The organism is Streptomyces sp. NPDC127084 (assembly GCF_042724175.1).
Taxonomy (GTDB): Bacteria; Actinomycetota; Actinomycetes; order Streptomycetales; family Streptomycetaceae; genus Streptomyces.
Genome location: NZ_JBHXFA010000042.1, coordinates 20,032 through 46,085, shown reverse-complemented (window position 1 = coordinate 46,085; position 26,054 = coordinate 20,032). Strand labels below are relative to the sequence as shown.

General features: G+C 69.2%; 29 protein-coding genes. 9 read left to right on the top strand and 20 right to left on the bottom strand.

Features of this window, described 5'->3' with window-relative positions; all coding sequences use genetic code 11:
- Positions 1-202: 202 nt before the first annotated feature.
- On the bottom strand, positions 203-478 hold the full coding sequence (locus tag ACFWI9_RS13045) for a hypothetical protein (protein WP_387161377.1): 276 nt from the start codon (positions 476-478) through the stop codon (positions 203-205).
- A gap of 256 nt (positions 479-734) precedes the next feature.
- Between ACFWI9_RS13045 and ACFWI9_RS13040 the strand changes: the two genes are divergently transcribed.
- Entirely contained in the window at positions 735-3,359 is a 2,625-nt protein-coding gene (locus ACFWI9_RS13040) for an ATP/GTP-binding protein (RefSeq protein ID WP_387161375.1), read from the top strand.
- A gap of 77 nt (positions 3,360-3,436) precedes the next feature.
- On the opposite strand, the gene ACFWI9_RS13035 is transcribed toward ACFWI9_RS13040, so the two are convergent.
- Positions 3,437-3,811: a PIN domain-containing protein gene (locus tag ACFWI9_RS13035; protein WP_387161373.1), complete on the bottom strand. Its 375-nt coding sequence runs from the start codon at positions 3,809-3,811 to the stop codon at positions 3,437-3,439.
- A complete protein-coding gene (locus tag ACFWI9_RS13030; RefSeq protein WP_387161371.1) occupies positions 3,808-4,062 on the bottom strand; it encodes a hypothetical protein in 255 nt (84 codons plus the stop codon). The genes ACFWI9_RS13035 and ACFWI9_RS13030 overlap by 4 nt, the downstream gene beginning before the upstream one ends.
- Before the next feature lie 219 nt (positions 4,063-4,281).
- On the opposite strand from ACFWI9_RS13030, the gene ACFWI9_RS13025 reads away from it, so the two are divergent.
- Positions 4,282-4,887: a dihydrofolate reductase family protein gene (locus ACFWI9_RS13025; RefSeq protein WP_387161369.1), complete on the top strand. Its 606-nt coding sequence runs from the start codon at positions 4,282-4,284 to the stop codon at positions 4,885-4,887.
- Positions 4,888-5,143: 256 nt separating this feature from the next.
- Here the strand turns inward: ACFWI9_RS13025 and ACFWI9_RS13020 are convergent, their stop codons facing one another.
- The 17 genes from ACFWI9_RS13020 to ACFWI9_RS12940 form a co-directional block, all read right to left on the bottom strand.
- A complete protein-coding gene (locus ACFWI9_RS13020; protein WP_387161368.1) occupies positions 5,144-5,521 on the bottom strand; it encodes a fic family toxin-antitoxin system, toxin component in 378 nt (125 codons plus the stop codon).
- Positions 5,518-5,781 (bottom strand): hypothetical protein, encoded by a 264-nt coding sequence (locus ACFWI9_RS13015; RefSeq protein ID WP_361291233.1) that lies wholly within the window; start codon positions 5,779-5,781, stop codon positions 5,518-5,520. Before ACFWI9_RS13015 ends, ACFWI9_RS13020 begins: the two co-directional genes overlap by 4 nt.
- A gap of 359 nt (positions 5,782-6,140) precedes the next feature.
- Complete coding sequence (locus ACFWI9_RS13010) at positions 6,141-6,611, bottom strand: hypothetical protein (protein WP_387161365.1); 471 nt, start codon at positions 6,609-6,611, stop codon at positions 6,141-6,143.
- Positions 6,612-6,927: 316 nt separating this feature from the next.
- Positions 6,928-7,179 carry a hypothetical protein gene (locus ACFWI9_RS13005; protein ID WP_387161362.1) on the bottom strand — a complete coding sequence of 84 codons (252 nt, stop codon included), beginning with the start codon at positions 7,177-7,179 and terminating at the stop codon, positions 6,928-6,930.
- Between the two features lie 281 nt (positions 7,180-7,460).
- The gene (locus ACFWI9_RS13000) at positions 7,461-8,003 is read right to left on the bottom strand and encodes a hypothetical protein (RefSeq protein ID WP_387161361.1); all 543 of its coding nucleotides are present in this window, start codon (positions 8,001-8,003) and stop codon (positions 7,461-7,463) included.
- Positions 8,004-8,072: 69 nt separating this feature from the next.
- Positions 8,073-8,261 (bottom strand): hypothetical protein, encoded by a 189-nt coding sequence (locus ACFWI9_RS12995; RefSeq protein ID WP_387161360.1) that lies wholly within the window; start codon positions 8,259-8,261, stop codon positions 8,073-8,075.
- Between the two features lie 83 nt (positions 8,262-8,344).
- A complete protein-coding gene (locus ACFWI9_RS12990) occupies positions 8,345-10,453 on the bottom strand; it encodes a chromosome segregation protein ParM (protein WP_387161359.1) in 2,109 nt (702 codons plus the stop codon).
- A gap of 85 nt (positions 10,454-10,538) precedes the next feature.
- Positions 10,539-10,955: a conjugal transfer protein TraB gene (locus ACFWI9_RS12985; RefSeq protein WP_387161357.1), complete on the bottom strand. Its 417-nt coding sequence runs from the start codon at positions 10,953-10,955 to the stop codon at positions 10,539-10,541.
- Between the two features lie 17 nt (positions 10,956-10,972).
- Positions 10,973-12,634: an ATP/GTP-binding protein gene (locus tag ACFWI9_RS12980; RefSeq protein ID WP_387161356.1), complete on the bottom strand. Its 1,662-nt coding sequence runs from the start codon at positions 12,632-12,634 to the stop codon at positions 10,973-10,975.
- Between the two features lie 580 nt (positions 12,635-13,214).
- Positions 13,215-13,451: a hypothetical protein gene (locus ACFWI9_RS12975; protein ID WP_387161354.1), complete on the bottom strand. Its 237-nt coding sequence runs from the start codon at positions 13,449-13,451 to the stop codon at positions 13,215-13,217.
- Positions 13,448-13,939, bottom strand: a complete 492-nt coding sequence (locus ACFWI9_RS12970; protein WP_387161352.1) for a hypothetical protein — start codon at positions 13,937-13,939, stop codon at positions 13,448-13,450. Before ACFWI9_RS12970 ends, ACFWI9_RS12975 begins: the two co-directional genes overlap by 4 nt.
- Positions 13,940-14,063: 124 nt before the next feature.
- A complete protein-coding gene (locus ACFWI9_RS12965; protein WP_387161349.1) occupies positions 14,064-16,229 on the bottom strand; it encodes a hypothetical protein in 2,166 nt (721 codons plus the stop codon).
- Between the two features lie 53 nt (positions 16,230-16,282).
- Complete coding sequence (locus ACFWI9_RS12960) at positions 16,283-16,651, bottom strand: hypothetical protein (RefSeq protein WP_387161347.1); 369 nt, start codon at positions 16,649-16,651, stop codon at positions 16,283-16,285.
- A gap of 124 nt (positions 16,652-16,775) precedes the next feature.
- Positions 16,776-16,967: a DUF5999 family protein gene (locus tag ACFWI9_RS12955; protein WP_387161385.1), complete on the bottom strand. Its 192-nt coding sequence runs from the start codon at positions 16,965-16,967 to the stop codon at positions 16,776-16,778.
- Between the two features lie 215 nt (positions 16,968-17,182).
- Positions 17,183-17,353, bottom strand: a complete 171-nt coding sequence (locus ACFWI9_RS12950) for a hypothetical protein (protein WP_387161346.1) — start codon at positions 17,351-17,353, stop codon at positions 17,183-17,185.
- Positions 17,354-17,428: 75 nt separating this feature from the next.
- The gene (locus ACFWI9_RS12945; RefSeq protein ID WP_387161382.1) at positions 17,429-17,686 is read right to left on the bottom strand and encodes a WhiB family transcriptional regulator; all 258 of its coding nucleotides are present in this window, start codon (positions 17,684-17,686) and stop codon (positions 17,429-17,431) included.
- Positions 17,687-17,918: 232 nt separating this feature from the next.
- Positions 17,919-18,479, bottom strand: coding sequence for a hypothetical protein (locus ACFWI9_RS12940; RefSeq protein ID WP_387161345.1), 561 nt, complete (start codon positions 18,477-18,479; stop codon positions 17,919-17,921).
- A 332-nt stretch (positions 18,480-18,811) separates the two neighbouring features.
- Between ACFWI9_RS12940 and ACFWI9_RS12935 the strand changes: the two genes are divergently transcribed.
- The 7 genes from ACFWI9_RS12935 to ACFWI9_RS12905 all read left to right on the top strand — a co-directional run bounded on the left by ACFWI9_RS12935 (position 18,812) and on the right by ACFWI9_RS12905 (position 25,912).
- Entirely contained in the window at positions 18,812-19,159 is a 348-nt protein-coding gene (locus ACFWI9_RS12935) for a GntR family transcriptional regulator (RefSeq protein WP_387161343.1), read from the top strand.
- A 379-nt stretch (positions 19,160-19,538) separates the two neighbouring features.
- Complete coding sequence (locus ACFWI9_RS12930; protein WP_387161341.1) at positions 19,539-20,555, top strand: XRE family transcriptional regulator; 1,017 nt, start codon at positions 19,539-19,541, stop codon at positions 20,553-20,555.
- A gap of 23 nt (positions 20,556-20,578) precedes the next feature.
- Positions 20,579-21,142 carry an isochorismatase family cysteine hydrolase gene (locus ACFWI9_RS12925; RefSeq protein ID WP_387161340.1) on the top strand — a complete coding sequence of 188 codons (564 nt, stop codon included), beginning with the start codon at positions 20,579-20,581 and terminating at the stop codon, positions 21,140-21,142.
- Positions 21,139-22,107, top strand: a complete 969-nt coding sequence (locus tag ACFWI9_RS12920) for an FAD-dependent oxidoreductase (protein WP_387161338.1) — start codon at positions 21,139-21,141, stop codon at positions 22,105-22,107. The genes ACFWI9_RS12925 and ACFWI9_RS12920 overlap by 4 nt, the downstream gene beginning before the upstream one ends.
- Before the next feature lie 918 nt (positions 22,108-23,025).
- Entirely contained in the window at positions 23,026-24,798 is a 1,773-nt protein-coding gene (locus ACFWI9_RS12915; protein ID WP_387161336.1) for a hypothetical protein, read from the top strand.
- A gap of 190 nt (positions 24,799-24,988) precedes the next feature.
- Positions 24,989-25,267, top strand: coding sequence for a DciA family protein (locus tag ACFWI9_RS12910; protein ID WP_387161334.1), 279 nt, complete (start codon positions 24,989-24,991; stop codon positions 25,265-25,267).
- A 66-nt stretch (positions 25,268-25,333) separates the two neighbouring features.
- Entirely contained in the window at positions 25,334-25,912 is a 579-nt protein-coding gene (locus ACFWI9_RS12905) for a hypothetical protein (protein WP_387161333.1), read from the top strand.
- The last annotated feature ends 142 nt before the right edge of the window (positions 25,913-26,054 follow it).

The window sequence follows — 26,054 nt, the reverse complement described above, 5'->3', positions numbered from 1 at the left end:
GCGTATGACCGCGACCGGCCGCGGGTGGGCCCCCCGGTGGTGGGGGGCGAGGGCGCCAGTGGGGGTTTTGTGCTCGGCCCAAAAAAAGCGGCTGGGCGGGGGGCCCGCGGCGCGCTGGGGGGGTGGGGGCGGCGCGGCGGCGGCCGCCGCGCCCCACCCCCCCCCACATCGGGCCCCTGCCCGTACTGCGCAGGGCGTCGGCCTACGACTCGTTGAGCTCCTTCAGTCGGGCGGCGTAGACGGCGGCGATCTTGGCCGCCTCCTCCGGGTCGGCGGTCGCCAGCTGCGCTTGGTCGGCCAGCGCGGCCTGCCGGGCCTGCTTGAGCTCCTCGATCCGGTCCTCGTCGGGCACCGGCGCCCTGCGTTCGGCAGCGATCCGGGTGTTGTACCAGAGCACCACGTCGCGGACGACGCCCGCGGCCTGCTGCTCCTCACCGCCTTCCAGGCCGGAGAAGTCGGGGATATCGCGGTCGGACACGGCGACCACCCTCCTTATATTTGATCTTGAAAGGGAACTCGCCATTGTCCTACCGGCGTCTGCCCCCAGGACAGCGTGGCCGCCGCGGCGGCCACGCGAAGGGCGGGATGCCGCTCTGTGACGCGCCGTCCAGTCGGGGGATGCTGTCCCCGAAGGACCCGCCGCAGGACGTAGGTTGGGGCCTGTTGATCATCTAGCGGGGGTTGGCGTGGCGGGACGAGATCTGCGAGCGCTCTTCAGCAGCAACGACCGGGGCATGGCCACGGCAGAGGCGTTCACCAACCGCCAACTGCAGTGGGAACTGATCGCGGCCGCCCTCGCCGAACACCTGCGGCACACCGCCAACCCGGCCTTCGACGTCGAGGACCTCGAGGCCCCGCGTGACAACCTGCAGGTGTTCCACGGGGTCGGCGGCATCGGCAAGACGACGCTGTCCCGCAAGCTGGAGGCCTCACTGGCTGGTGCTGAGCACCGGCCTGCCCAGTGGGGTGAGCCCACCTGGTCCGGTGAGCGGATCCTGCCAGTGCGGATCGACCTGGCCCGCTCCGCAGGCACCGACTTCGAGCAGGTCGTGCTGACGATCCGGGCCGCGCTTGCTGAACTCGGCCGGCCGCTGCCCGCTTTCGACCTGGCGCTGCGGCGTTACTGGGAGCAGCAGCACCCGGGCGAGCCTTTGGAGGAGTACCTGCGCCGCGGCGGCCTGGCCGGCCGGTTCGGCAAGGCGATGCCGCAGCAGATGCAGTCCGCGCTCGCGGACGTCGCCCAGGCCCTCCTGCTGCCGGGCAGCGTCGGCACGGCGGTCGGCGCGGTGACCGGCTCCCTCGTTCGGGCGCTGCGCGAGCGCCGGCAGACCGTCCGGGCGCTTGCCGGATGCGCGAGGCTCGCCGACCTGCTGGAAGCTGATCCGGATCTGGAGACACTCTCCTTCTACCCGCACCTGCTGGCCTGGGAGCTGGCCCAGCTCCCGGCGGACAAGAAGGTGACGCCGGTGATCCTGCTGGACACCTTCGAGGACGTCGGGGACCGAACCCACCGGGACCTGGAGCGCCTGCTGCAGCGCGTGGTGTGGCTCATGCCGAACGCGTTCTTCGTCATCACCGGCCGCTCCCGCCTGCAGTGGGCCGACTCCGCTCTCCAGGGCCAACTCGACTACACCGGACCCGCCGCCTGGCCCGGCCTGGTCGCCCGTGACATCCCACCCGCCCGCACCACATCCGCGTTCGCCGGCCGCGGCCGGCAGGTGCTGATCGGCGACTTCTCCCCCGAGGACTGCGACGACTACCTCGCCCGCCGGCTCGCCCGCGACGGCCAGCCCCTCATCGGCGACGAGATCCGCCAGGTCATCACCGGCCGGTCCCACGGCCTGCCGCTCTACCTCGACCTGTCGGTGATGCGGTTCCTGGACATCCGCCGTACGGGCCGCGACCCGCAGCCGGCCGACTTCGACCACGCCTTCCCAGCCCTGATCGCCCGCACCTTGTCCGACCTCACACCGGATGAGCGTCACGTCCTGCGCTCCGTCGCTTTGCTGGACGCCTTCGACCTTGCCCTTGCCACCCGAGCGGCGGGCATGACCCACGAGGCGCCGGCGATGCGGCTGATCGAGCGGCCTTTCGTACGAGAGCAGCCCTTCGGTCTGTGGCCCTACCACCTGCACGGCCTCATCCGCTCCACCGTCAAAGACGCTGACGACCAGGCCGACGACCGCTGGTCCCCGCGCGACTGGCAGCAGGCCGCCGAACGGGCCCTCGAAGCGCTCGGCACCCAGTGGGCCGCCGGCTCCAGGCGGGACCGGATGCTGCTGGTCGGGTGTCTGCGCCAAGGCCTCGCCCTTGCCCGCGACTTCCGGCTCGACCTTGACTGGCTCGCCGACGCGGCATGGAGCTACGTCAGCGACTCCGTGTGGGAGCCCATCGCCCCGCCCGCCCGGCCAGATGCGCAGAGCGGGCCCGAGACGGCGGCCAGCGCCCTGGTCGAACTACTCAGCGCTCTCGCCCGCCGCCAGCACGAGCACCGCGCCGTGACCGCCGACCGGCTCGCCACCGTCGTCAGCACCGGGCTGCTCCCCACCGACCTGCACGAGATGGCCGTCTACTACCTCGCCAAAGCCCAGCGAGACATCGGCCGCTCCGAAGAATCCCGACGCGGCATGCAGCTGGTCGCCGACGGCGGCGGCCGCCTCGCCCCCGCCGCGCGGCGCGGCCTGGCGCACCTCGCCCGCCTCGCCGGTGACTTTCCCACCGCGTACGACGTCGCCCAGGCCCTCGGCTGGGAAGGCCGCCACCACCGCGTCCAAGGCGACATCCTCTGGCCCCACGGCGCCATGGAACGCGCGGCCGTCGCCTACGAAGCCGCCCGCGATGAGGCTGAACAGCACGGTGTCGCCGGCGAACGCGCCACCAGCCAGGCCCAGCGCGCCTTCGTCCTGGCCTTCACCGACCCCGACGCCGCCGACGACGAACTCCACCTCGCCGAACATCTGCTGACCGGGCTCGACCTCCGCGCCACCACGCTCACCACGAAGATCGCCGCCCTCGTACGAGACGCCGGGGCAATCCGCAGCCTCGAGCCCGTACGGCTGCTCCGCGCCGACATCAGCAACGCCGGCCTGACAGCCGCGGAAGCCGCCCTGGAACTGGCGGTGTGCTTCCACCACGCCGTCCGAGACGACTACGACAAGATCAGCGCTGCGATCGCCCGGCTGCGCGACCTCACGCGCGGCGGCGACTACACGTACTACGCCGACATCGCCCACTTCATGGCCGACCGCTCTCTCAGCGGCGACCCCGCGGCGCGGTGGCTGGACGGCGAACAGCCCACCCGTGAGCGGTGGCGGACGCTGGTCACCGCACGGCGCGCGTACCTGCACAACGCGCACTGAGAATGCAGTCGGCGGCCGCCTCCAGCGGAAACGGCCGCCGCTCCTACGCGGTGCGCCGGCACCGGGATCCGACGCGATCAGGTCGGATTCAGCGGGGTGATGCCCGTTCCCACGTACAGCTCGGGCTCAAGTGACAAAACCGTGAGCGGCTCACCCGCCTTGACCGCCTGCCAAGCGATCGCCGCCGCGTGAGCCACCGGCCAGTCCACGTTTGTCCAGTCCATCGCACCCACGGCGTGCGCCGCGCTGAAAGGGACGCTCTCCGCGAAGCGCAGCGACGCGGCGTGCTTGCCCGCCCCCGCGACCCGCCGCTCGGCAGCCAGGACGGACAGCGACGGAACCAGGACCCGACCGGTGCCACGGGAAGCTTCGATGTACAGGCCGGTGAAGAACGGGTCCGCCTGATAGAGGGCAGTCAAAGCGGTGTGATCCAGGACAGCCGTCAGATTCATGCGGCAGCGCTGCCCTGATGGGCGCGGATCTTCGCCCAGGCGTCTTGCCCGGCCTGCTCGACCTGCTCGTTGTACTCGACGCCGAGCTCGGACGCGGCCTCGAGGGCGCGCTGCTCACGCTCAGCGGCCGTGAGCTCGCGAGTAGCCAGCTCCTCCAGCAGTTCCGTGATGGTGGTGCCGCGCTCGTCGGCGAGGACGCGCAGCCTGTCGCGCACTTCTTCGCTGGTCTTGATGCTCGTCGGCTTGCTCATACCGTCGATTCTACCGCCGGTAGAACCCATCGGTCAGCCCCTCGCGTTCCTTGCTGGCCCGGCTTAGCGTGACGGTTGGACCGGGCCGTTCGCAGGTGGCGCTCCGCCGATCTGATCGGTTGCAGCGTCATGGGTTTTCTCGTTACTGCACCGCGCGGCCGATGAGGTTGTGACTCCCGGCCAGTCCAAGCTCGTGACACCCCAGGAAGGGACACCGCCATGTCGGAGCTTCTCGTCGACTTCATCACCTCGCTCGACGGCCACGCATCGGGAGAGGGATGGCCCGGGTTCTGGGGCCTCGAGGGCCCGGAGTACCTCGCATGGCTCGGTGAGCAGCCCCAGGCCACCTACCTGATGGGAGCGAACACCTACCGCCTGATGTCGGGCTTCGCCGCAGGCGACGTCCCGAATGGCCAAGACGAGTTCAGGCCCGAAGAAGAGGCGTCCGTCGACGAGCTCACGCAAGCGTCCAAGGTGGTGTTCTCCTCCTCACTCGAGGAGCCACTGACGTGGGCCAACTCCACGCTCGTACGCGACGACGCCGTCGAGGCGGTCCGCGCCATGAAGTCGAGTGGCTCGGCGCTCCTCAGCACAATCGGCAGCCTCAGCCTGTGCCGGTCCCTGCTACAAGCCGGACTCGTCGACCGCTTCCGGGTCGTGATGTTCCCGGTGATCACCGGGGCCACAGGCGAAGAACGCATCTACGACGGCTATCCGGACGTTGCCCTCGAGATGATCGAGCACCGCACCTTCGACGACCGAATCCAGCTGGTCGAATACAAGCCCCGCGTGCTCGAGCACCCACCGCTCGGCGTCCCTGCGTGACGTGCCCCGTCCGCCGGTCTGGACGGCCGCCAGGCCGGCGCCGGCGGGTGCGGAGCAAGACCTGATAGGGGGGCCGCCGACGTCAGGACGCTCGGTCCACCTGGCCCCGACCCGTCGCAGGTCCAGACTCTCCCGGTCCCGCCCCGTGCCCCATTTGGTAGCTCGGCGGGTAGCGATCACTGATGGGCCCGAGGACCGGCTCGCCCACCGGCGACGCCAGACCCATGCACCCATGCGTCGAGGCAGGACCGTCCGCTCACGACCGCCAGGTGCGCAGTTGCTCGGCGATGCGGGCGGCGGTGCACCGTGAGTCGTACAACTCATGCGCCAGCGCTGTGAGCTGCTCGCGGGTTGGATCGGCGGGGATGCCGCTGGCGTTGAGGTACATGACCGCAGCCGCGCAGGCGACGGTCAGGTTGGAGCGTTCGAGCCACCGGCAGCGGCCAAGCGTGTGCACGAGCGCGGCGGCCCGAGCGTACGGGCCGCCGTACACGGGCTGTTCGAGCAACTCCGCGCGGTGCCGCTCGACGGCGGAGATCGGCACCCCGAGATCATCGGGTGCGGGGTCGCGGTGACCGGCGCGTTCAGCGACTTCCAGGATCCAGGACAGATCGACGTGCAGGGAGAAACTCACGCAGCGGCGCCCCGACTCTGGGGCGCGGGTCCATGTTGGGCATCGAGCTCTGCTTCCAGGCCATCGAGGAAGGCGCCGTGGGTGTCGATAAGGCGCTGGGCTGCGGACATTCCCGCGGCACGGGCGCCGGTGGTGTCCTCGGTGATGAGGCGCTCCACGTAACGGTTGAAGTCCAGGCCGCGGGCGGCGGCGGCGTCCTTGCCAGCGGCAAGCACGTCGGGTGCCAGGCGGAGCTGGGTCTGCTTCCTGTCACTGCTCATACCGAGAAGGTAGCAGGGTGGTAGCAGGTGATCCAGGCCTTGTCCGCTCCCGATCCGGGCCGGCAGGTGCTCGCTGGCGTCCGCCTCGGTCCGCGGCGATGGCGCAACACGGGCCGAGGCGGGACGGGCAGCTGGTTCATCGCCGGGGAGCCAGCAACGTTTGTTGGTCACCTGTCCTTGGACAGCGAATCCAGTCGTCTGCCCAGCGCTGACCTGCGGCGATTAACCTGATTGGCAGAAGCGTGGTGGGGGCTGTCCTTGCTCACCGACGCCAAGATGGGAACCCCCGCCAAGGGGCATACGAGTGCTGTAGGCGCACCACAGGACGGCGGCCGGGTGTCGGCAGGGGTTCGCCTCAGTCAGCGGTTGTTGGGGCTCAGCAGCGTGGCGGCCGCGGCGACGAAGGCTGCGGACGCTTCCTTGGCGGCATGCCGCTGGGCATCCAGCTCGGTGCGGCCGGTGGCCTTGCGCAGCGCGTACGTGGCATCTGCGGCCTGCTGGGCGGGGCCCGCCAGCTCGGGGACCAGAACCTGCAGGCGGATATGGGGCGCGGTGATAGCCGCCCGGGTGTCGTGGGACCTCGTCTGAGCCTCCAGCTGGTGCTCGGTGCCAGCCTCGGTCAGGGCCAGACGCTCCCGATGGAACATCGCCGAGCGGTGCGCGTCCAGGGCGGCCGCAAAGTCGGTGACGGCCCCGAGCTGGTCCTGGCGGTGGCTGTCGGTGCGCTGCTCGGCGCGTGCAGTACGTGCCGAACGGTGCTGGAGGAGTCCGGCCGTCAGGGCACCAGCGAGGGTACCGAGTACGGCAACGATCGAAGGCCATATGGACATCAGGTGTTGGGTCCTCTCGGGCAGTCGGTTTCGGGTGGTGAGGTCGGCGTACAGCGAGGCACAACGGCGGCGGCTTCGGTGGCCGAGTTACGGCTGCGGCGCTTCGGGCCCCGACGGTCGTTTCAGAGGCGGAACTCGGAGGCCATGATCACTCGCGTCAGGGCGAGGGCTGGCGAGGAGGAGTCCGAGTCCCAAGCATCGGCTGGGGCTGGAGCGCGCGGTCGGCCGAGGCATGCCAGGGGGTGGCAAGGGTGCGGGACCGGGGCGCGGCCGACTGAGTGGATGGCGACCTGACGGCCGGCCCCGGGATGGTGGGTCAGTGGTACTGCTTGGTCTTCTTGAGGATGTGGTCGCGGGTGAAGCCGAGGGTCTTCACGGCGTCGGTTCGGGCGCCGTGGTAGGCGTCGGTGAGTTTCCTGTCGACGGTCTTCCAGAACTCGGCTTCGGCGGCTTCGCGGGCCTTGTCGAGTTCTTCGAAAATCCGGTCCCTCTTGGCTTTGGCTTCGGCGAGCTCCTTTTGAAGGTCCTCGCGGGCCTTGTCGATGTCGTCGGATCGGCGGGGGGTCATGGTGCTGCTCCTCGCGGTCGTGAGGGACGATGCTTCCGACCCCCTGCTCCGGTTGGAGCGTGTTGGGAGGCCAGGGGACGGCGGGCTGAGTTTGGCGACCTGGCCACCGATCTCCCGGCCGCTTGCGCGTCGGTCGAGTATGCATTTCGAGTGTATGCATATCCCTGAATCGGGTTCCTTGCGCCCGTGCTCAAATGCGCTCCGAGCGCAGGCCGGACGGCCTGGCCCGCACCCGGCCACGAGGGGTTCGGGTACGAAGCAGGTGGTCCGGAGCAGGGGGGTCAGAGGCCCCGGGTGTCGGCCCAGCCGCCGGCGTGCTCGACCATGCGGAGCGGGATGTGGCCGGAGCCGTGCGCGTCGTTGAAGGTCGGCACGGAGTCGACGTCACCGAACTCGCGGCGGATCGCGTCCAGGAGCACGGCGGCCGCGTTGGCTTCCAGGCCGCTGTCGCCGCGGGCCTCGACCCGGATCGCCCCCAGCATGCAGCGGGCACCGTCCTCGTCGACCAGCGCACCGGAGCACCAGCCGCCGGTGAGCAGGCGGTGGTGGGCGCGCTGAAGAAGGGCCGCCACTGGCGTCGGGTACAGCTCCGGTAGTGGGGCGGGCCCGGTGTCGATAGGGCCAGTGACGACGTCGGCCAGGACGATGGGGCTGGTGTCGATGTGGGCGGTGTTGACCTCGTAGGCGAGGGCTGCTTCGTCCAGGCGTGCGGTCATCTCCGTGTTGATGAGCGTCAGGCGTTCCTCAAGGGTCAGTTTCGCCGGGGGCGCGGGGGCTTGGGTGGTTGTGGCCGTTTGGTCTGTGGCGGGGTGGGTCCGGGGCATCGGGACTCCTGGTGGCTTCGACGACGCGGGGCGGGGTGGCGGCCTTCGACGCCGGCAGCCGGAGCGGGGTCAGATGCTGGAGATCCAGTCGTTGATGGCGTTGATCGCGGGGGTGATGACGGGCGCAGCGCCGGTGGAGGCGAGGAAGGAGCCGAACGCGGCGCAGGCCAAGGCGGGTCCGAGGCGTACGAACCCGCCCTGTATGAGGACAAAGACGACGATGCCGAGCAGGACGACGGCGGAGATCGATGTGGCCACTTGCGGCGTGTCGTTCCAGATGTGACCAGGGCCCGGCCCGGCCGGTGCGGCCGGGCCCAGCGGTGTTGGGTGCGGGGTGGGTGTCAGACGCCGGAGAGGTTCTTGATGGCCTCCAGTGCCTGGCGGGGAGAGGTGACCGCGTCGCGGCGCGCGGCGGACTTCCCGCCGCCGCGGCGATTGCCCCCGCCCTTCGTCGGGACCTCGTGGTCCTCGTCGTCGGGCTCGGGTCCGAACTCGCCGGGCCGGGGAGGCTCGGTCCAGTCGAACCACAGGTTGCGGGCTTCGAGCTCGCGGATTTCGTGGTCGGTCAGGGTGGCGACGGTGTCGGGGAAGTAGCCGTCGATGCCAGCCTTGAAGTCCATGAACAGCGTGCGTAGGACGTCCGGCTGCGTGCCTTCGACGATCCAGCCCGCGCCGCCGGTGTTGGAGTCGGTCGGCGGCTCGGGCTCGCCGCGCATCACGCGCTCGATCCGTCCTGCCTCGGCCGGGGAGAAGGAGCGGGGAAGCGGGTCGGGGATGTGCTCAGGAGGGATGCCGAGGGCCTTGAACATGTCGCCGACCTTCTTCGGCGCGACCTTGAGCACGACCGGGATGCAGTTCTCGCGGAGGTTCTCGCACAGCAGCTGGGTGAACCCGTCCTGGACGTAGATGGACTGGCCGGCCACCTTGATGCCGACCGCGTACTTGCGGCCCTTGACCGACACGAGCTCCGCGAGGTCCATGATCTCTGTGCCGTAGTCGCCGTTGCGGGCGGCGGAGAGGAACTCGTCGAGGTAGGCGGACAGCATCCGGTAGGGGCAGCCTGGACGGTCCGGGTCCCATTCGTGGACTTGGCCGTCCTCCCACGGCATCTCGCCGCGGATCTCCATGAGCGCGACCAGGACCCGCAGGAGCCGGATCATGTAGAGCGCGCCGACGCCGTAGCGGGCGGTGTGCTTGCCCAGCGCGGCGGTCTTCTCGTCGGGGGCTTCGGTGGCCAGCATGACCACGGCGCCGAACAGGGCGTCGGCTGCGATGTGCAGGCCCATCAGCTGGGTCTTGCCGCCGCCGGAGGGGGCGACGAACAGGCCGTGGGCGGCGCCCCGGTCGGTGTAGACGCGGTTGCGGGCGGGCTGGCCGTTGCCGAGGTAGCCGGTCACCCACCGACCGTCCTTGTCCGGGGTGATCAGTTCCCGCGTGGCGGGGAAGACCTGTGCGAGCGGCGAGCTGTCCCACAGGGAGACCAGGACCTGGTTGCCGTCGATGGTGACGAACAGTCGGCCTTCGTCGTATTTGGTCTTCAGCGCGGCTGCCAGGGCGTGTTTGTTGACGCGCGGTTCGCCTGCCTCGTCGGGGACGTGGGCGATGTAGTGGGTGACCTTGCGCTCCCTGTCGCGGACTTCCTTGACGAGCTGCGAGCCGGGCACTGGGCTGCCGGCAGCGCCGATGCGGTCGGCCCACCATTCGTGGGCGGTGGGAGCCTTGCGGCGCCGCTCGTTCGCGTCGGGGGTGACGTCGACCTCCTTCCAAGCGGGGCCGCCCTCGCGCCCGTACTGGCGGACGACTTCCTTGATGGTCACGTCGGTGACGTCCACGCCGAACGCGGCGGCGACCGCCTCTGGGGTGAGGCCCGAGATCGGCCGTCCGGCCTCGGAGGCGCGCAGCAGCAGCGACAGGTCGTTGGGCATGCCGTCGTGCGGCGTGGCCTTGACGACGATCGTGCGGCCCGGCATGCCGCCGTTCTCCCACAGTCGGCGGACCTGCCGGGTGAACGGGTCGGCGCCGTCGTGCGGCTGTGCCGGGGACGGCTCGGGGGCGGGCTGGAGCTGCAGGGCGGGGGCCGTAGCGGCGAGCGCGGGCCGGTGATTCCTGCGGGTGTGTCGGGAGTACGGCATCACCAGCAGGCCGGCCGCCGCCCACCCGGCGGCGAGCAGGGCGTCGAGGCAGTAGGGGCCCCAGCCGAACGTGTGCCGGACGGCGATGTCGACGGCGGCCGCCAGGACGAGCGGCGACCAGCGCAGGAGTTTGCGTCCCGTGTCGGAGTCGTCGCTGCTCTTGTAGGCGAGGTACCAGCCGCCGAGGCCGGCGGCGCCCGCCAGTTGCACGACCGTGTTGACGGGGCTGTCGGGTACAAGGTTCGGGGCCGCGGCGAGGACCGGGGCGGCCAGGGTGTAGAGGGTGCGCTCCAGGGCGACGCGGCACGGCACGGACACGAGGGGATTCCTCCTTTGGGAGATGGCGATGGGCGGCCCGCCTCGGTGGCGGGCCGCCCATCAGGGGCTTTCGGCGAGGTCGGGGTCAGTGGGCGAAGAAGCCCGGCTTGGGGGTGCGCTCCTTGCGGCCGGAGCGGATGGTGTCCAGGCCCTCGTACAGTCGCGCGTGCGTACGCCGCACGTCCGTGGCCAGGCAGGACACCTCTTGGGCCGTCTCGTGCAGTTTGCGGACCTCCACGGCGGCGCCGCCCAGGGCGACGGCGACCTGGTTGGTCATCTCCACGAACTTGCGGTCCAGTTCGGCATGGGCGATGTCGACGGCCAGGCCTTCCGCACGCTGGGCGTTCATCCGCATCCCGCGCAGCAGTTGCTCGAGCTCGTTGCCGGCCAGGTCCATGGCCGTGCCCAGCATCTTGAGCTTGTGCTGGACGGCCTTGTAGCGGTTGTCGCCGTCCGTGGGGGAAACGCTGAAGCCCCCAGGTTGGGGCGCGAGGTCGCTCACGGAGATCCCCTTCCTTTCTAGTCGTGGTGGGCGGCGGCGGAGGCGTGGGCCAGGCCCCCGTCGTCCATGGCCTGGATGTCCTCGCCGTAGACGCGGCCGACCGACGTGGCGGCGATACGGGCTGCCTCGGAGGCGATCTCGCACTCGGTGGCGCACTGCGCGGCCAGCCCCTTCATGCGGGATGCGGCGTCGGCCAGGTCCGTGATCTGGTCGACGACCTCGGTGGCGATGTTGTGGTCGCCGACCAGGTCGGCCGCCATGTCCCGCAAGGCGTCGGCGACCTTGCCGAGCGCGACGGCCATCTCCTGGGCGCGGTCCTTGTCGAGTGCCGCGGTGATCGCGATGTTCACGATCTCCATCAGGTACTCGTCGAAGGTGATGTCGGTGCGGTGCCTGGCCGCCATGCTGGCCCGGCCCGACGTGGGCTTCCTGGCCTCCGATGCCACGGGGTCCTCCTGTGCAGTGGGTCGGGTGGTTCCGGGGCGCTGGGTGTGGGGCTCCGGGGCCCGAGGGAGGCTCACCGGGCTGCTGACGTGCGCTCCGAAGGGGTCAGACGGGTCGTCGACGATGACCGCGTCCCAGATGTTCTCCTCAGCCGGTTCGGGCTTCGGGGATCGGGCCGGGCCGCCGGGGCGGTCCATCGTGACCCCGAAGTCCTCCGGCGTCGCCCTGCTGGACGGCTCTTCCGGTTCAGGCGCGGTGGCGTCCTCGCCGGCCCTTGCGAAGAAGTCCTTGAGCCGCTCCTTGAAGGACCGGCCGTCATGACCGTCGCCCGCGTCCGGCGGGTCCTTGACGTCATCGGGCTGGGCGCCGTCGTCCGTCCCTGGGGCGTCCTTCGCGTCCTTGTCGCCGGATGCCTCCGTCGCCTTCCCGCTACTCGTCTCGTCCTCGGAGCCCATGTCGCTGGTGGGTTCCGCGGACTTGCCGTCCTTCGCGGCCGTGTCCGTCTCGGCTCCGCGGCGCTCGTTCCAGCGGCGCTGCGCTTCTTCCGCCACAGCTGCGCCCAGGGTGATGCGGTCGTCGGCAGCCTTGGCAGCCTCCCGCTTCTCCTGCCTTGCTGCGTTCCGCTCAGATTTCGCCGCGCGGCGTTCCTCCCTCGCTGCCTGCTGGCTGGCGCGGGCCTGGTCGCGATCCTTGCTGCGGTCAGCGAGGTCGGCGGTCTGGTTCGCGCTGCGCCGCTGCTGGCGTGCCGCCTGGCGGGCGGCGGCGCGCTCATGGCGACCTCGGGCTCGCTCAGCCCTGGGACTGACGGCCGGCGCGTTCTGCGACGTGCCGCCGTCACCCTTCGAGCTGGCCGAACTTCCCCTGCCTGTACCAGACTTGCCCGAGTCGGATCCCCCAGAGCCGTTCTGGCGGCCTTTGGAGCCCCCGGACGACTCGTTGCCCTTCGGGCCGACCACACGGCCGCCAGCGGAGCGATCAGGGCCCTTCCCGGAGCCCTTGGGCGCATTACCGCCACCCAGGCCGCGTCCCGAGCCGGCGGACCCGTTCGTTCCCGAGCCCCGGCCGCCGCCAGCTCCCCGCCCTGAGCCACCCCCGCCGCCAGCCTTCGAGCGGCCCTTGTCGGCACCCATGCCGGAGCTGGAGGACCGCGCCGCGTCTGCCTTGCCGCGCGCGGCCGCCTTGTCGGCCTTCGCCTTCACCATCGCGGTGTGGAGCTTGGCGTTCTGCTCCATCATCGCGGTTTCCTGCGCTGTACGGGCCTCCAAAAGCGCAACCTTGCGCGCTATTTCGGCCTCCCGGAAAGGCGCTTCTCCAGCGTGCCGCCCCCGCGCCACTTCCAGCCGGTACTCCAGCCAATCACCCAGACGATCGGCGAGAGAACGCGACTGACCATATTCACCTTCCTCGTATTCTTCACCACCGGAATCCGGAGCGTCGGGCATTCCCGTTTCCCGCAAAGCCGCTTCCGGGGAAATAGGCCCACGAACAGGCGGGAGTTCCCGCGCCATCCCCCCCGATGACTCCGGAGGGACGGCGCCACCGGCACCGCCATCTGACGGTTCGGAGAAAAACAAATCCCCACCATCGGGGGCATCCGGCATGCTGCCGGAATCACTGCCCCGAGTGGGGAGGTGAACCACGATGCTGTCGGTGTCGTCGGACACGCGACTCCCTCCTCCTGAGCTTGACAGTCGGCACCGGCCTCGCGTACGCGCGTGCACGGCACGCGCGGCACGCGACACGCGCGGCACGCGTTGGGGCCACCAAAGGGCCATCCCCGAGACCGGAGACAGCCCTTCGTGAGGGACGTGAGGGCTAGCCGGAGTGCCGGCTGTAGACGTTCTGCAGGGCGAGCGCGACGTCATGGATGAACTTCACGTCGCCATCGCGGTAAGCCTGGGTGCCCCGGATATTCATGATCCGGAGCCAGTAGTAGAAGGTGCCGAGGTCTTTGCCGTGCTGGGCGATCAGGTCCTGCTTAATCTTCCGCTCGTGTTCCGCACGGTTCATTTTCTTCCGCTCGACTTTCGTGAGCGGGCGACCTGCACTCACGCCGACTCACTGCGGTCCAGGCTATAAATCGACGTGGGACCACCGTAGTTCATATTCGGGCTCTGTGCAGCCTGCTGCCCCGAACTCTCCGGGGCGGCTTGGAGCGGCGGGTTATTCTTCTGCTCCCTGATCTGCATCTTTTCCCTCCGCTGCTTTGCGACCTCCTTCACCCTTTCATCGTGGGCGTGGCGCTTATGGGCGCTCCTTTCCAGTCCCACCCTTGCGCTCTTCAGGTGCTTCAGAACGTCGTTCAGGGACTTTTCCACAGGAAAGCTTCGCAGGAAGGCCTGGCCCATCCTGTCGCCCTCCACGCGGGTTCCGCGGCAGTGCACGCGGGTCTCGCGCTGGAGGATCTCCAGCTTGGCCTGCATGTCCAGCACGACCCGGTAGAAGTCCGCGAGGTAGTGCGCGTAGGCGGCGGGGTTCTGCGCGACCTCGCGCAGCGCCGCGTTCGGGTCTTCGAAAAGAGGCTTGTCTTCAGTGCTCACGGGGTCCTCCGTCGGGGTCGAATCTGCTGTACTCAGGTGGCTGTGGACTGCTTCCGGCAGTCGCGGCGAGGGCCAGCCCGATTCGCGCGGGCTGGCCCTCACCGGTGTGTGCCGGACGGCGGGGTCAGGTCAGGTACTTGTCCGCGTCCTCGGGGCGGAGCAGGCCGGCTTCCTTCAGCAGCCGGATGGCGCGGGGCTGGTTGACGGAGAGCTCCGTACGGACACGGCTGATGTTGACGAAGCCGTCCGTCTCACGCGGCAGGGCCTGCACGAGCGGAAGCAGCACGGCGTCTGTACGGGCGGGTGTGGGCGTACCGGTACGCCCGGCTGTGGCGGTTCGGCTTGTACGCGGACGAGCTTCCGTCGTACTGGTACGGACAGCCGGAACGCCGTCGGCCGGGACCGTACGGGCGGTGACCGTACCGGTACGCGTCCTGCCTTCGTATGCGGCGGCGCTGGTGCGACCGGAGTGCTCCGTACCAGTACGCGCGGCCCCGTTCAGGGCGGCTTGTACGCCGCTTGTACGACCGCTGTACGCACTGGTCAGGCCCGCATCCGCGTCTGCCGGGGCGGGGTGGTGCGGGGTGCCTTGTACAGGCTCCGTACGAGCGATGTCGTGGACCGGCCGGGCGGGGACCGTACGGTCTGACACTCCGTACGAGTCCGTACCGGACGGGCTTGTACGGGCGTGCTGCGTACCGGCCGCGCCGTCTGTACGAGCGGCTGTACCGGTACGTCCGTCCGTTCCGGTCGTCGTGTCCGTACAACCGTGTCCGTCCGTACCGGCGTCGTGCATGAGCGCGTGGACGCGCCAGATGACGGCCACGAAGATGAGCACGACGAACGTCGTCAGCCACCACGGCGCGGATGCGCCCTCGGGTACGAGGTGCGCCTGCTCCGACAGGTGGAAGACGACATTGGCTGACGCCATCAACGCGAGCGCGTACGGGATGTCCTTCTTGGCGCGGAACGCCGTGACGCAGTAGACATCGATGCTGACCGGCAGCAGCGGGGCGACATACTCGTTGATGCCGACCATGCGGGCCAGCTCGTACTCACCGGAGGCGGCGAGGCCAACGCCGGCGGCGAGCGCGATCCACGGGGCGGTCTTCCACGCCTTGCGGCTGAGATTCTGATGCCAGCCGCGCCAGCGAGAGTTGGCCCGCTTCGCCTCGCGGGCCTCGTCGAGCAGTCGGCGGGCGCGGGTCTCGTCGGCCTGCGCCCGGTCGGTGACGCCGCGGGCCTTCTTCTCCGCCTCTGTCGTGATGCGGCCGGCCTCCTTCTGGGCTGCCTCGCGCAGCTGCGCGGCGACGGTCTTGGCTTCCTCCCGCAGTCGATCGCGCTGCTTGTCGCACGCCTGCTTGAGCCCGGCGAGTTCGTCGGCGAGGGCCTTGCGCTTGGCGGCGGCTTCCGCGTCGAACCGGTCGGTGAGCTCGCGCAGCTTCTCGCGTAGCTCGGTACGAGCTTGCTCCGCCTCGGTGTGCGCGGCGGCGACGCGGTCGTCGGCCTCGCGGCGCCGGTCATCGGCGGCCTTCACCGCGTGCGCGTACAGCGCCTCCGCCTCCGCGCGGCGGGCGTCGTACCGGTCGGCCGCTGTCTTGGCGAGCTGGGCGACCCGCTCACGGGCCTGGTCGACTTCACGCTGAGCTGCGGCCAGGACGTCGTCGGCCTGCTCCTGGGCACGGGCGAGAATCTGCCCAGCTTCGGCGCGACGCTGATCGACCAATGCGCCGATCTCGGTGAGGTCGGCTTCGGCCATGCGCCGCAGCTGGGCAACCGCGGTGGCCGTGGCTTCGCGGTCGGCGTTGGCCAGCTCAGTGAGGTCGGTGATCTGCGCACGGGCCTCCGTCACGAGAGTGTCGGCTCGCTCGCGGGCGCCAGCCAGGAGCCGGTCTGCCTCACCGCGTGCCATCTCCCGGGCGGCCTTGGCCGCCGTGCGCTGAGCGATAGCGTCCCGGTCGGCGTTCGCGGTGATGACCGCGGCACGGGTCTGCGCCTCGATCAGCAGCGCCGAGACCTGCTCGTGGGAGTCGATGACAGCACGCGCGGCCACCGACTCGGCTTCCGTCTGGACCGAGGCAGCCTGCTCACGCGCGATGTCGACGATGTCGGCGGCCCGGTCGCGGGCGTCCGCGACCCGGGCCAGTGCCTCACAGTCTGGCTCCGTCTCCACCGAACCGGCCGGACCCGGGGCAGCGGCAATGGTGGAGGCGGTGAGCTTCGAAGCCGGCCGGGGTGCCGACTTCTTGCGAGCGGTGGGCCTCTTGTTACGGGTTCGAGTGGCGGCCACGCCGCCTCCTTTCAGGTCAGGTGCCGCTCCGAGCAGGGCGGCGGTCCGAGTGTTCAGTCAGGTGCGTTGGCGGGCAGCGCCGCGTCCTGCCTCAGGTGCTGGCGGACCCAGGCGACGGCGGCCGGGGTCATCGCCCCGGTGTTCGGCTCGCTCAGCGGCGCGGTGTCGATGTCGTGCATCGCGTCAGCCGGCGGGAGCAGCCGCATGTAGGCGGGGTCGATCCCCGCGTGGTGGCGGTTGTCGCTCAGCTCGACCAAGTCGTAGAGGACCTTGCCGGAGTCGACGTGCCGCCAGGACCGCTCCACCCGGCCGACGAAGGTGTGGCCGGGCTTGCCGAGCCAGAACCGTTCGGCGTCGCGGAACAGGATGAAGTCACCCATGGTGTAGGTGGGTTGGACGGCCTGCGTCTGGGGCTGGGGCACGCGCGCTCCCTCGCATCGCGTACACCGGCACGGGGGCCGGCGGGTCCGGACTGCCCGGCTCCCAGTCACCGCCCGACCCGGCCGCCGGGTGTTCGACGGTCGGGTCGGGCGGCTCAGGCAGCTGTCAGGCCAGGGCCGCGACGGGACGGTGCGGGGCGACGATCCGGCCGTCGGGGAGCAGTTCGCCGGTGTCCTCGAAGAGCACCAGGCCGTTGCACAGCAGGCTCCAGCCCTGCACCGGGTGGGACACGACGGTGTGAGCGGCCTCCCGGTCCGGGCTGTCGGCGGCCGGACACGTCGGTCGATGCGTGCACAGTGACTCGGGGAGCTGCCCGGCAGTGTTGGTGGTGGTCGTCACAGTTTCGAGCTGGGTGCTGCGGTGCATGAGCACTCCTGACGAGGGGAAGCGGGTCGAGACTCTCCCGGACCCAAAGGCGTACGAAAGGCCGGACTCCCCTCGCACGGAGGCGGCCGGCCCAGTTGAGTAACATGGCGCGGGCGACGAGTTGGGATCCATCCCATCGGAGCAGGTCAGCTCCGCTTCCGCTGGGCGAGGTACGCGTCCTGGAGCCGGGCGAACGACTCGTACAGACGCTGGCCGACGGCGCACCGCGCGTCCGGCGAGCACCCTTCGCAGGCCTCACCGTGCGCACGGTCGGCCGCCGCAGCCTTCACGTACCGGTCGTATAGAGACTCAGCCATGGGCACGTCGGCCGAATTCATGGTCGGCGTTGGTCCGGCGCAGCGCTTCGGACAGGCGCTTCTGGTCCGCGTCCGTCATGCCGCCATCCCCATCCCCGTGCGGCGGGCGCTGCGGCGCTTGATGCGCCGGCGCTCGTCCTCGGACAAGCCGCCCCACACACCGTGCGCCTGGCTGGTCTCCAGAGCCCAGGTCAGGCACTGGCCCATGACCGGGCAGCGGCGGCAGACGGCCTTGGCTTCCTCAGCCTGGAGCAGCGCAAGGCCTGCGTCGCCGACAGGGAAGAACAGCTCGGGGTCCTCATCGCGGCAAACCGCGTTGCGGCGCCAATCCATGCCAGTCACCGCCCTTCCCGGACGCGGCGAAGAGCCTCATCCATGATCGGGTCGGAGTCGCCGTCATTCCGTGCGATGCTGTGCATCAGGTCCTCCATACAGGTCCTGGACAGCCCCGGAGGGTCTCAAATCACCGGGGCTGTCGTGCTGTTCAGACTGTTCGTACGAGCAGCCACGGCCTTGGCCACCCTGTACGGGGTGGCCAAGGCCGTGGTTGTTCGTCCTGGGTGGTTCAGCGCTCGGGTCTCTTGGGGTGGAGCGGGACCACGGGGCCTTCCGTCGGGGCGTCGCCAGCGGGCATCGCCTGACGGTTCGAGTCGGTGGCTGCCACGCGGGGCAGCACCGAGTCCCAGTCGGCCACCCGCCCGGCCAGCGTGCGCTCCGCACGAACCCGCAGGGTCCGGTTGGTCTGCGGGCTGAACGCCATGGGCAGCACCGCAGTGGCCTGGCGACTGGACGCTTCCGTAACGGCGTCGGCCAGGGCCTGGCGCCACTCAGGGATCGTCATGTCGAACTGGATCCGGCGGTTGCTGCCCCGACAGTGGATCGCGGCGGCTACATCGGCCTTGCCGGTGTGGTGCGGCACCAACTTCTGGACCTTGCTCTGCATGCCGGTGACGGGCACCCAGGTCTTGCAGTCCTCACAGACGAGTACCGCTTTCAGCGGCTCGCGCAGGTCGATATGCGAGGGCAGGAGTTGGGAGAGCTTGAGGGCGGGCAGGTTACTGACCCGCTTCGTACGGGTCCGGCGAGGACGTTCCTTAGCAGTGGGCATCGCGGCGGTGATGGCCATGGGCAATCTCCTCATGTTCGAAGGGAGAGAGGGAGTGCGTCGCGGTGCTCTCTCCGCCCGTCAGGCCGCGCGGGTGGCCCCGGCGTCCTGTCGGACGGACAGCGCATAGCGCTGCGACGTGCAGTAGAGAGTCGAGAAACCCGGGGGATTTGGTGTTGCCATCGACCCCGGCCACCCACAAGGGGAGGACGACTACTGCGATCTAGCAAACGGTGGTGCTACAAAATCGGCGACCAGCTTTGCCGACATGGATAGGTTAGCTGATACAGTTCCCGTGTCAACCAAGTTGGGCAACTTATCCATCCGAGCAAGGTGGCTCTACGATGTGGTTCATGACGGACGAGGCCATGCAGCCCTATCAGCGCATTGCTCAGGACGTGCGCGACCAGATCCGGCTTGGCCGCTTGAAGGGCAACGACAAGCTGCCCAGCACGCGAGAGCTGTCTGATGAGTACAAGGTCGCACCCGGAACGGTGCAGCGGGCCCTCGCGGAACTCCGGGCAGGCGGGATCATCTACTCCCACCAGGGCCGCGGAAGTTTCATCCGCGAGTCGGCTGTCGACGTCGTTGCCGATCCGACCACCCAAGCCATCAAGCGGTTGGAGGTGCAAGTCGCCGACCTGGCTGCGCGCCTGGAACGCATCGAGCAGAGCCGAGACAGCGGGTCGTCCAGCCGATGATGCCTGGCGCCGCTGAGAAGAAGTCCCTCCAAGAGACGTCGCGCGCCCTCGCAGCCGTACGGCGTTCAACATGGCTTTCTCCAGCCGGATTCCTAGATTCGCATCAGCACCACACAGCTTCCGGTCCGGACGGCTTGAGCGAGATGTCCCGGCGTGGAAGCGGTGTGGAAACAGCGTGGCAATAGGGCTCTTTATGCCTGGCAGGTGACCGCCGAGGGGGTGTGTAGTGATCGCCGTAGAGCAGTGGACAGGCGAGGAGGCACTGCTGTTGCGGTCAGTAATGCGTGCGTCGGTTCGGGAGTTCGCCGATCGTCTCGGCATCAGTCCCCGGACGGTCTCACACTGGCAGCGGAACAAGACAAGCGTGTGCCGTCCACAGATGGCACAGATCCTGGACGCGGCGCTCAACCAGTGCACCCCGGAGGAACAGGAAGCGTTCCGTCTTCGCCTGGTTGCCCTGCGCGGCGAGCCCATCTCTACTGCGGCCAGTCCAGCCGGCCGCGCGGCTCCGTGCACTGTCGTCTCACATCAGTTCCTCCCTGCGTACCTCGGGGAGCGCAGTGCGCCGCTGTATTCCGCTGGAACGCCTCGGCTGCCAGGGCCGGGCGGCTTGGTTCAACGCACGTTCCCTGCTGAGCACCACTCTGCCCAGTCGTCGACAGTGCACGTCTACGCTTGCGGTGTAGCCGTGGTGCATCTTGAAGAGCACCAGCGCTTCGACTCACTCACCGAGCTGGCGGTGTGGCGCTACCGCACCTACCTGAAGGAGCCGGCCTGGGCAGGCAAGCGAATCGCCCGTCTCCTGGAGCAGAACTTCCCGGGCGGAGGCCTCGTCCAACCGTCGCCTATTCCGCAGTACGTGCTGTCTGCCTACGAACTCCGCGACAACGCCTGGGTCGGCTCTGGCCTGGACACCGCTCTCCAGCTCCTCTCCACCCCGTCTGTACTCGTCAATCGCCAGGACCCGGCAAACGTGGTGCCCCTCGGGCCCGGCATTGAGGAGGCTAAGTTCCGTGATGGATGGGCGCACCCGGAGGCAGTGACTTTCCGCGGCGCGGTTTCCCAAGGCGTGGCTGGTTGGTCCGGGGTGGCCTACCACCCGCAGCCGGACGAACGCGCCCTCACTATGAGCCAGATCGTCGCACTGGAGCTGGACGTGCAGGCGCTCTGGGCGCTGTCCTCCCATGTCCTGCACTTGATCGAGGACGGCCAGGACCCAGTGATGCCGACGGACTACAGCTGGCGCTTCCTGCGCAGCGCATACTTCCGGCTCACCACCGCGCGTCCGACCGAGACAGCCCAACATCGGGTGATGCGCGAGGCAATCCTGGCCACCAGCGAACTTCCAGATCGGCTGCGCGCCGCCCAGGATGCCCTTCGAGAGCACAATCCGTGACGGCCATGAGGAAGGCGGACAGGGTGGACCCTCGATCGACGGCCCTGCTGGTCATCGACGTGCAGCACGGTTTCGTCAACCGGCACAGCCGGAGCATTCTCCCCACAGTCGTGCGGCTAGTGCAGGGCTGGCGGGCAGTCGGCGCTCCTGTCGTGCTGTCCCGGTTCCACAACGAACCAGGCTCGCCATACGAGACGATCACAGGGTGGACAAGGCTACGCACTCCCGAGGAACAGGAACTCGTCGCCGACCTCACTCCGTACGTTGACGAGGTGACTGCCGTCATCGACAAGGCGCAATCTTCAATCTTCACCTCCGAGGGTGCTCAGCTCATCCGGGACGCTGGCTGGAGCAACCTGGTGCTGTGCGGCATCGACACGGACGCATGCGTGTACGACTCTGCGATGGCGGCCTACCACCACGGCTACCGACCATGGATTGTCACCGACGCCTGCGCCTCCACTGGCGGAGTCCCATACCACGACGCAGCTCTGCTGCTCGCATCTCGGAACATCGGCCCCGCACAGCTCATCACCAGCGAGATCGCCCTGTCTCGCATCAGCGGCACGCACGGAGCACACGCATGAGTACCTCGCCCTACGAAGCAGACGTGCTGGTGGTCGGCGCCGGCCCAGCCGGAGTGGCGGCTGCAGTGATGGCAGCCAGCCTCAACCTGCGAACTGTCGTCGTGGAGGCCGGCCAGGTAGGTGGCAAGCTGCACACCATCGGCGCGCTGCAGAACGTGTCCGGCAACTGGTCGACCGGCCCGCAACTTGCTGAGGCCCTAGCCGCGGACCTAATGCGGCTGCAAAAAGCTGGCCGGTGCTCCGTAGTGCGGTCCCGCGCTGCGAGGGTCAATGGACACGACGACCGAGCGGAACTCACTCTCGAGGACGGCCAAGTACTTTCCGCGCAGGCGGTCGTTGTCGCCACTGGCGTTGCCGCGCTAACGCCGTCCGACACTGACTGGGTCAGCGCCCCTGCCCAGCTCACCGCGCCTCCGCTGTGGCGCACCGTCCCGGAAGAACTCGGCGAACGGACCTACGTGCTCGGTGGAGACAGACCGCTCGGAACCTGGCTGCGCGCTCATCCTCACGCGCCGAACAACCTGCACGTCCTTTGTCCTCCGACGGATGACTACAAAGTCGCGGAGGTCTCGGAAGACGGTCGCATCCGTCTGGTGCCGATCTCCAACGTCGTCCTGTCCCAGCCGAGCTACGGAGACGGCTGGATCGTGGAGGTAGAGGACCGGCACGGAGAGCGTAAGTCCTATGTGGCCACGTCGGTGCTGAGCAATATCGGCAGCAAGCCCGCAGCCTTGAAAGGGCTCACCGCGGACACGGATGGCTATTGCCCACCCGAGAAGCAGCACCCACGAATCTGGAGCGCCGGGGACCTGCGGTCAGGGCGGTTTCAGCGCATCGCGACTGCACAAGGCTCAGGAGCCGAAGCCGTGCTCGCCCATTACTACAGCGCCGCGCTCCAGCAAGAGCTGCCTGAGCCCACGGCGACAGCAAGGACGACAAACTCCCACCCTGGACGGCGCGCGTGAGCACCCATGGTCTTGGCCGCTACCTGGTTCCGAGTCTTGGCGACGATCTGTCAGTGCGTGGCCGAGGGCATGACGACACGTCACTCGTACGGGCACACGGCACAGCTGGTAGCGGTACAGTGACCACCAGCATTGATCAAATGGGAGTGGCCCCATCAACCGGCCTTGGCAAGGCGGGAGGGGCCACTGGGCCGCAGGACCTTGTAGTGGGGGTCCTAGAGCCTGCCGAACACCCCTATACCCAAAGACAGGGCGTCGACATGATCAGGGTACCCGTACCCGGCATCGGACTCACCGCACTCCGCCGTGGTGTCAGCGATCGCATCCGCGACAGCTGGCCCTTCGGTGGAGTGTTCGTCTTGTCCGCGCACACCCCGATCCGCCCCTCGGGTGAGGGGGTCGGGATGAAGTAGGTCTCCTGGGGCGGCGCCCAATTTGGGTCTTCCTGCCGCCCCGGGCCGCTCACCCGCGAGGTGATTGGTAGTCACCTGCGCTCAGCGCCCATCCGCTCTCCGAGTCGGCCTTGCAGGGCCTCTCGGAGGAGTTGTTCGACCGGTTGCAGCCGCTTCGAACAATTCGATCTTGGTTCGCCAGAACCTTCAGACCACGAGGGCCTTAGTTGTGCTCTCCTTCAGCACGAAGGAGTGCTGGTCACATGTTGCAGCATGATGCTGCGTCTTGTCAGCTCAGTCGCGCCCTATTGGCGTATTTTGCTCCGTCTATCCCGTCACATCTTCAATCTCTTGGCGGCGAGGCGGAAGGTCATTGGGGCCGCCATGTCGCATCTGACGTGTTCGGCATCCCCTTTCCGTACGTGATCGCTCTTCTGTCTGCACCAGGCAACCGTGCCGCTGAGTCTCGAGGCGTCGCAGCTTCCTCCTATCTGGCGACAACCAAGGGAGCCCGGGGAGCGGAGTCATGGCGGCCGTGATGTCGCTGGAGTTCACCAACGACTCGGTCGACGGGTCCCTGGTCAGTTCGGGTGCGGTTCGGGTGCGGCGTCAGCGTGTGCGGGTACCGATGCGTCTGGTCTGGTCGCCGGTCTACCAGGACGTCGCAGTGTCGGTGTACGTCAAGGTGAAGGCGCTAGCGTCACGGCCAGAGGGCTGCCAGGCGCGGACGGAAACGATTGCTTCGTACCTCGGGCTGTCGGACGCATCGGTCGAGCGCGGGATGACACAGCTGAGCCGTCCGGGGCCGGACGGTGTGGTCGAGTTGTTCTCGGAGCGCCGGACACACGCGGGCGGCACAGGGAGGTCTGCGCTGCGTACGGTGCGGGAGATGTCCCGGACGGAGGCGTTCGTGTGGCTGCCGGTGGCGGCCGCGGAGGACCTCACGCCGCGGCAGCTTCGGGTGTATGCGCTGGTGGCGTACGCGCAGGCTCGGGGGATCGCGCTGACGGAGGCGGAGCTGGCGGCCAGCCTTCGGCATCACTCTGGCAAGAAGGCCGGCGAGGCGCTGTCGGTGACGGCGGCGTCGACGATCGTGGATGAAGTGGAGGCGTCGCGCTGGATGACGGTCCAGCGGCGTGTGGGAGAGCGGGGCCGGAATCTGTACATCGCGCACGACCTCCCTCCGGAGGCCCGGCCTGACGGCCTGGTCGACCCCCGTGGAGCTGTTCCGGAGGCCACTTCTGAGGGGTCGGGCAGTTCCCCGGTTGGTGAGGGATCGGGTTCCCCGGTTGGTGAGGGATCCCTCGCGAATAGGGAAGTACCTATGACTGACTCACCTGATGACGGGCGTGCGCTCTTGTCACCCGCCGTAGGCGAGGTACAGGTGGGTAAGGCCGCTGGGCCTGTGGAAAACCCGGCCGGTGACGAAGGTGACGCTGGCGGGGGCGAGAGTGGTCTCGCGCTTCGCGCGGGTGGACAGAACCAGCCCTCCCCCTCGAAGGCGAAGAACCGCAGCAGCTGGAACGAGGACGCGGCCCGACCGTTGTACGACGGCCCTCGTGTGACGATGAACGCGCACATCTACGCCGTGCTGGAGCCGGTCCACCTGCTGTTGGAGCGGGTGAGCAATCCCTTCGTGGAGCGGCAGATCTCCCGAGAAGTAGGCCGACAGCTCGAGGCAGGGACGTCCCCTGAGCGGCTGCAGCACCGGCTGACTGCCCGGCTGACCAAGGTGATGCTCTCCGACATCCGCGATCCGGGCCGCTGGCTGCTGGGAGTGGCTCTGCCCCGGTGGGGCTGCGGCTACCAGGACTGCGAGGCCGGGGTGATCTGGCGGACCGGCGCTGCGTGCGAGATCTGCGCGGAAGTCGTCCAGGACAAAGCCGCCGCCCGGCAGCGCGAGCAGCGCGTCGCCCAGGGCCTGTGCCCCGAGCACGGCACCCGCCCCGGCCCGACGGGGCGCTGCACGGCGTGCGAGCTGGACGACACGATCGCCCGGCCAGCCCCGGCCGTGGTGGTGCAGCAGCGGGTACCGGAGGGTCCGCCGCGCGGCTCCTGCGGCGACTGTGGTGCGCGGATCATGCTGACCGGCAGGGCCCTTGAGGACGGCCTGTGCAAGCCGTGCCGCGAGGAAGCCTCAGCCCTGGCCGCCGACCAGGCGCCGGCGGCCTCCGGTGGGACCGAGACCCCGGTCTGCTCGGGCCGGGGCGGGCACGTTCCCTGCGGCCGGGAACCCCTGCCGTGCCGCAGCGTGTGCGCCCGCCGCCGGGTCAAGGAGCTCGCCGGGGCGGTGGCCTGATGTCCGACGACCTGGCCCGGGTCGCCCTCCAGGCCGCAAAGGAGGCGGCACGCAAACACGGCGGCCGCGCACAACAGCCCAAGCCCTGCCCGGTGCGACGGGCGCGACCCGATGGGCCTGGGCGACGTGCTCGGAGCGCTGGTCACCGAACAGGCCCTGGGAACTCCCGGCAGCCAGCGCCACGCTGCGCGTGCGGTGGGCGACCATCGCTCCGGAACTGGCCGAGCACGTCGCGGCCGTCGCCTTCGACGCCGACCCGGGCCAGCTCACCGTGCGTCCGGAGTCGATGGCCTGGGCGGCGAAGACGCGCCTGGAACAGGCCCTCGTCATCGAGGCTGCCAACACCCAGGCGGGCCGCATGGTCGTCCGGACGCTGCGGATCCTTCCGCCCAGCACGCTGCCCGCCGATGCCGAGTCGGCCGCCGCAGTCGCGCCTTCCGGGCCGCCACGTACTCGCCAGCAGATGTGACCGTGTCGGTGCTGCGCGTTACGGTGATCCGATTCTGTTCACGAAAGCCGGGGGTGCCCCTTGAAGGTGACGACTCGACACAAGCGCGCCGCGGCAGCGCTCAGCGGCGCCGTGGCGCTTGTCCTCGCGCTCGCTGGATGCGGCGGCGACGGGGATGACAAGGCACCTTCACCGCCTTCGGCGCAGGCCTCGACGCCTGCGCCCTCAACGTCGGCGGCTGATCCGCAGGCGGCGGAGAAGGCGGCAGTGCTCGCGGTGTACAGCTCGATGTCGGCGGAGCAGATGAAGGCGTATCGCAAGGCCGACGCCAAGGGCACCGATCTGGAGAAGTACGCGACGGCGAAGGCGCTCGGGCAGATCCGCAACGACCTGGCCCGGATGAAGGAGGCCGGGACAGTGGTGCGCGGTGAGATCGGGCACGACGCGAAGGTGACCGGGATCGACCTGGAGGCTGAGATGCCGAAGGCGACGTTGTCGGACTGTGTGGATCTGTCGAAGTACGAGCGCTACAGCATTAAGCGGCAGGAGCCGATCCCCCTGCCGACGGAGCAGCCGCTCCGGTACATCATGACGGTGCAGGCAGAGCAGTGGAATGGGCGGTGGATGGTGACCGCGATCAACCCACAGGGCGGGCCGACGTGCTGAGGCGGGCGGTGGTGGCCGCGGTGCTCTTGGTGGGCGGTCTCGCTCCGGTCGCGTACGCCGATGATGGCCCGAGCGGTGGGGTCTGCGAGGGCGCAGACATGTTCGTCAAGGTGTGCGCGCAGGATGAGGCCGACAAGCCTGG

Bases quoted from the DNA above. Each gene is read 5' to 3' on its own strand.
- ACFWI9_RS13040 (WP_387161375.1), top strand. From the start codon at position 735: ATGGCCACGGCAGAGGCGTTCACCAACCGCCAACTGCAGTGGGAACTG.
- ACFWI9_RS13035 (WP_387161373.1), bottom strand. From the start codon at position 3,811: ATGAATCTGACGGCTGTCCTGGATCACACCGCTTTGACTGCCCTCTAT.
- ACFWI9_RS13030 (WP_387161371.1), bottom strand. From the start codon at position 4,062: ATGAGCAAGCCGACGAGCATCAAGACCAGCGAAGAAGTGCGCGACAGG.
- ACFWI9_RS13025 (WP_387161369.1), top strand. From the start codon at position 4,282: ATGTCGGAGCTTCTCGTCGACTTCATCACCTCGCTCGACGGCCACGCA.
- ACFWI9_RS13015 (WP_361291233.1), bottom strand. From the start codon at position 5,781: ATGAGCAGTGACAGGAAGCAGACCCAGCTCCGCCTGGCACCCGACGTG.
- ACFWI9_RS13010 (WP_387161365.1), bottom strand. From the start codon at position 6,611: ATGTCCATATGGCCTTCGATCGTTGCCGTACTCGGTACCCTCGCTGGT.
- ACFWI9_RS13005 (WP_387161362.1), bottom strand. From the start codon at position 7,179: ATGACCCCCCGCCGATCCGACGACATCGACAAGGCCCGCGAGGACCTT.
- ACFWI9_RS13000 (WP_387161361.1), bottom strand. From the start codon at position 8,003: ATGCCCCGGACCCACCCCGCCACAGACCAAACGGCCACAACCACCCAA.
- ACFWI9_RS12980 (WP_387161356.1), bottom strand. From the start codon at position 12,634: ATGATGGAGCAGAACGCCAAGCTCCACACCGCGATGGTGAAGGCGAAG.
- ACFWI9_RS12950 (WP_387161346.1), bottom strand. From the start codon at position 17,353: ATGGCTGAGTCTCTATACGACCGGTACGTGAAGGCTGCGGCGGCCGAC.
- ACFWI9_RS12945 (WP_387161382.1), bottom strand. From the start codon at position 17,686: ATGGATTGGCGCCGCAACGCGGTTTGCCGCGATGAGGACCCCGAGCTG.
- ACFWI9_RS12940 (WP_387161345.1), bottom strand. From the start codon at position 18,479: ATGGCCATCACCGCCGCGATGCCCACTGCTAAGGAACGTCCTCGCCGG.
- ACFWI9_RS12935 (WP_387161343.1), top strand. From the start codon at position 18,812: ATGACGGACGAGGCCATGCAGCCCTATCAGCGCATTGCTCAGGACGTG.
- ACFWI9_RS12930 (WP_387161341.1), top strand. From the start codon at position 19,539: ATGGCACAGATCCTGGACGCGGCGCTCAACCAGTGCACCCCGGAGGAA.
- ACFWI9_RS12920 (WP_387161338.1), top strand. From the start codon at position 21,139: ATGAGTACCTCGCCCTACGAAGCAGACGTGCTGGTGGTCGGCGCCGGC.
- ACFWI9_RS12915 (WP_387161336.1), top strand. From the start codon at position 23,026: ATGGCGGCCGTGATGTCGCTGGAGTTCACCAACGACTCGGTCGACGGG.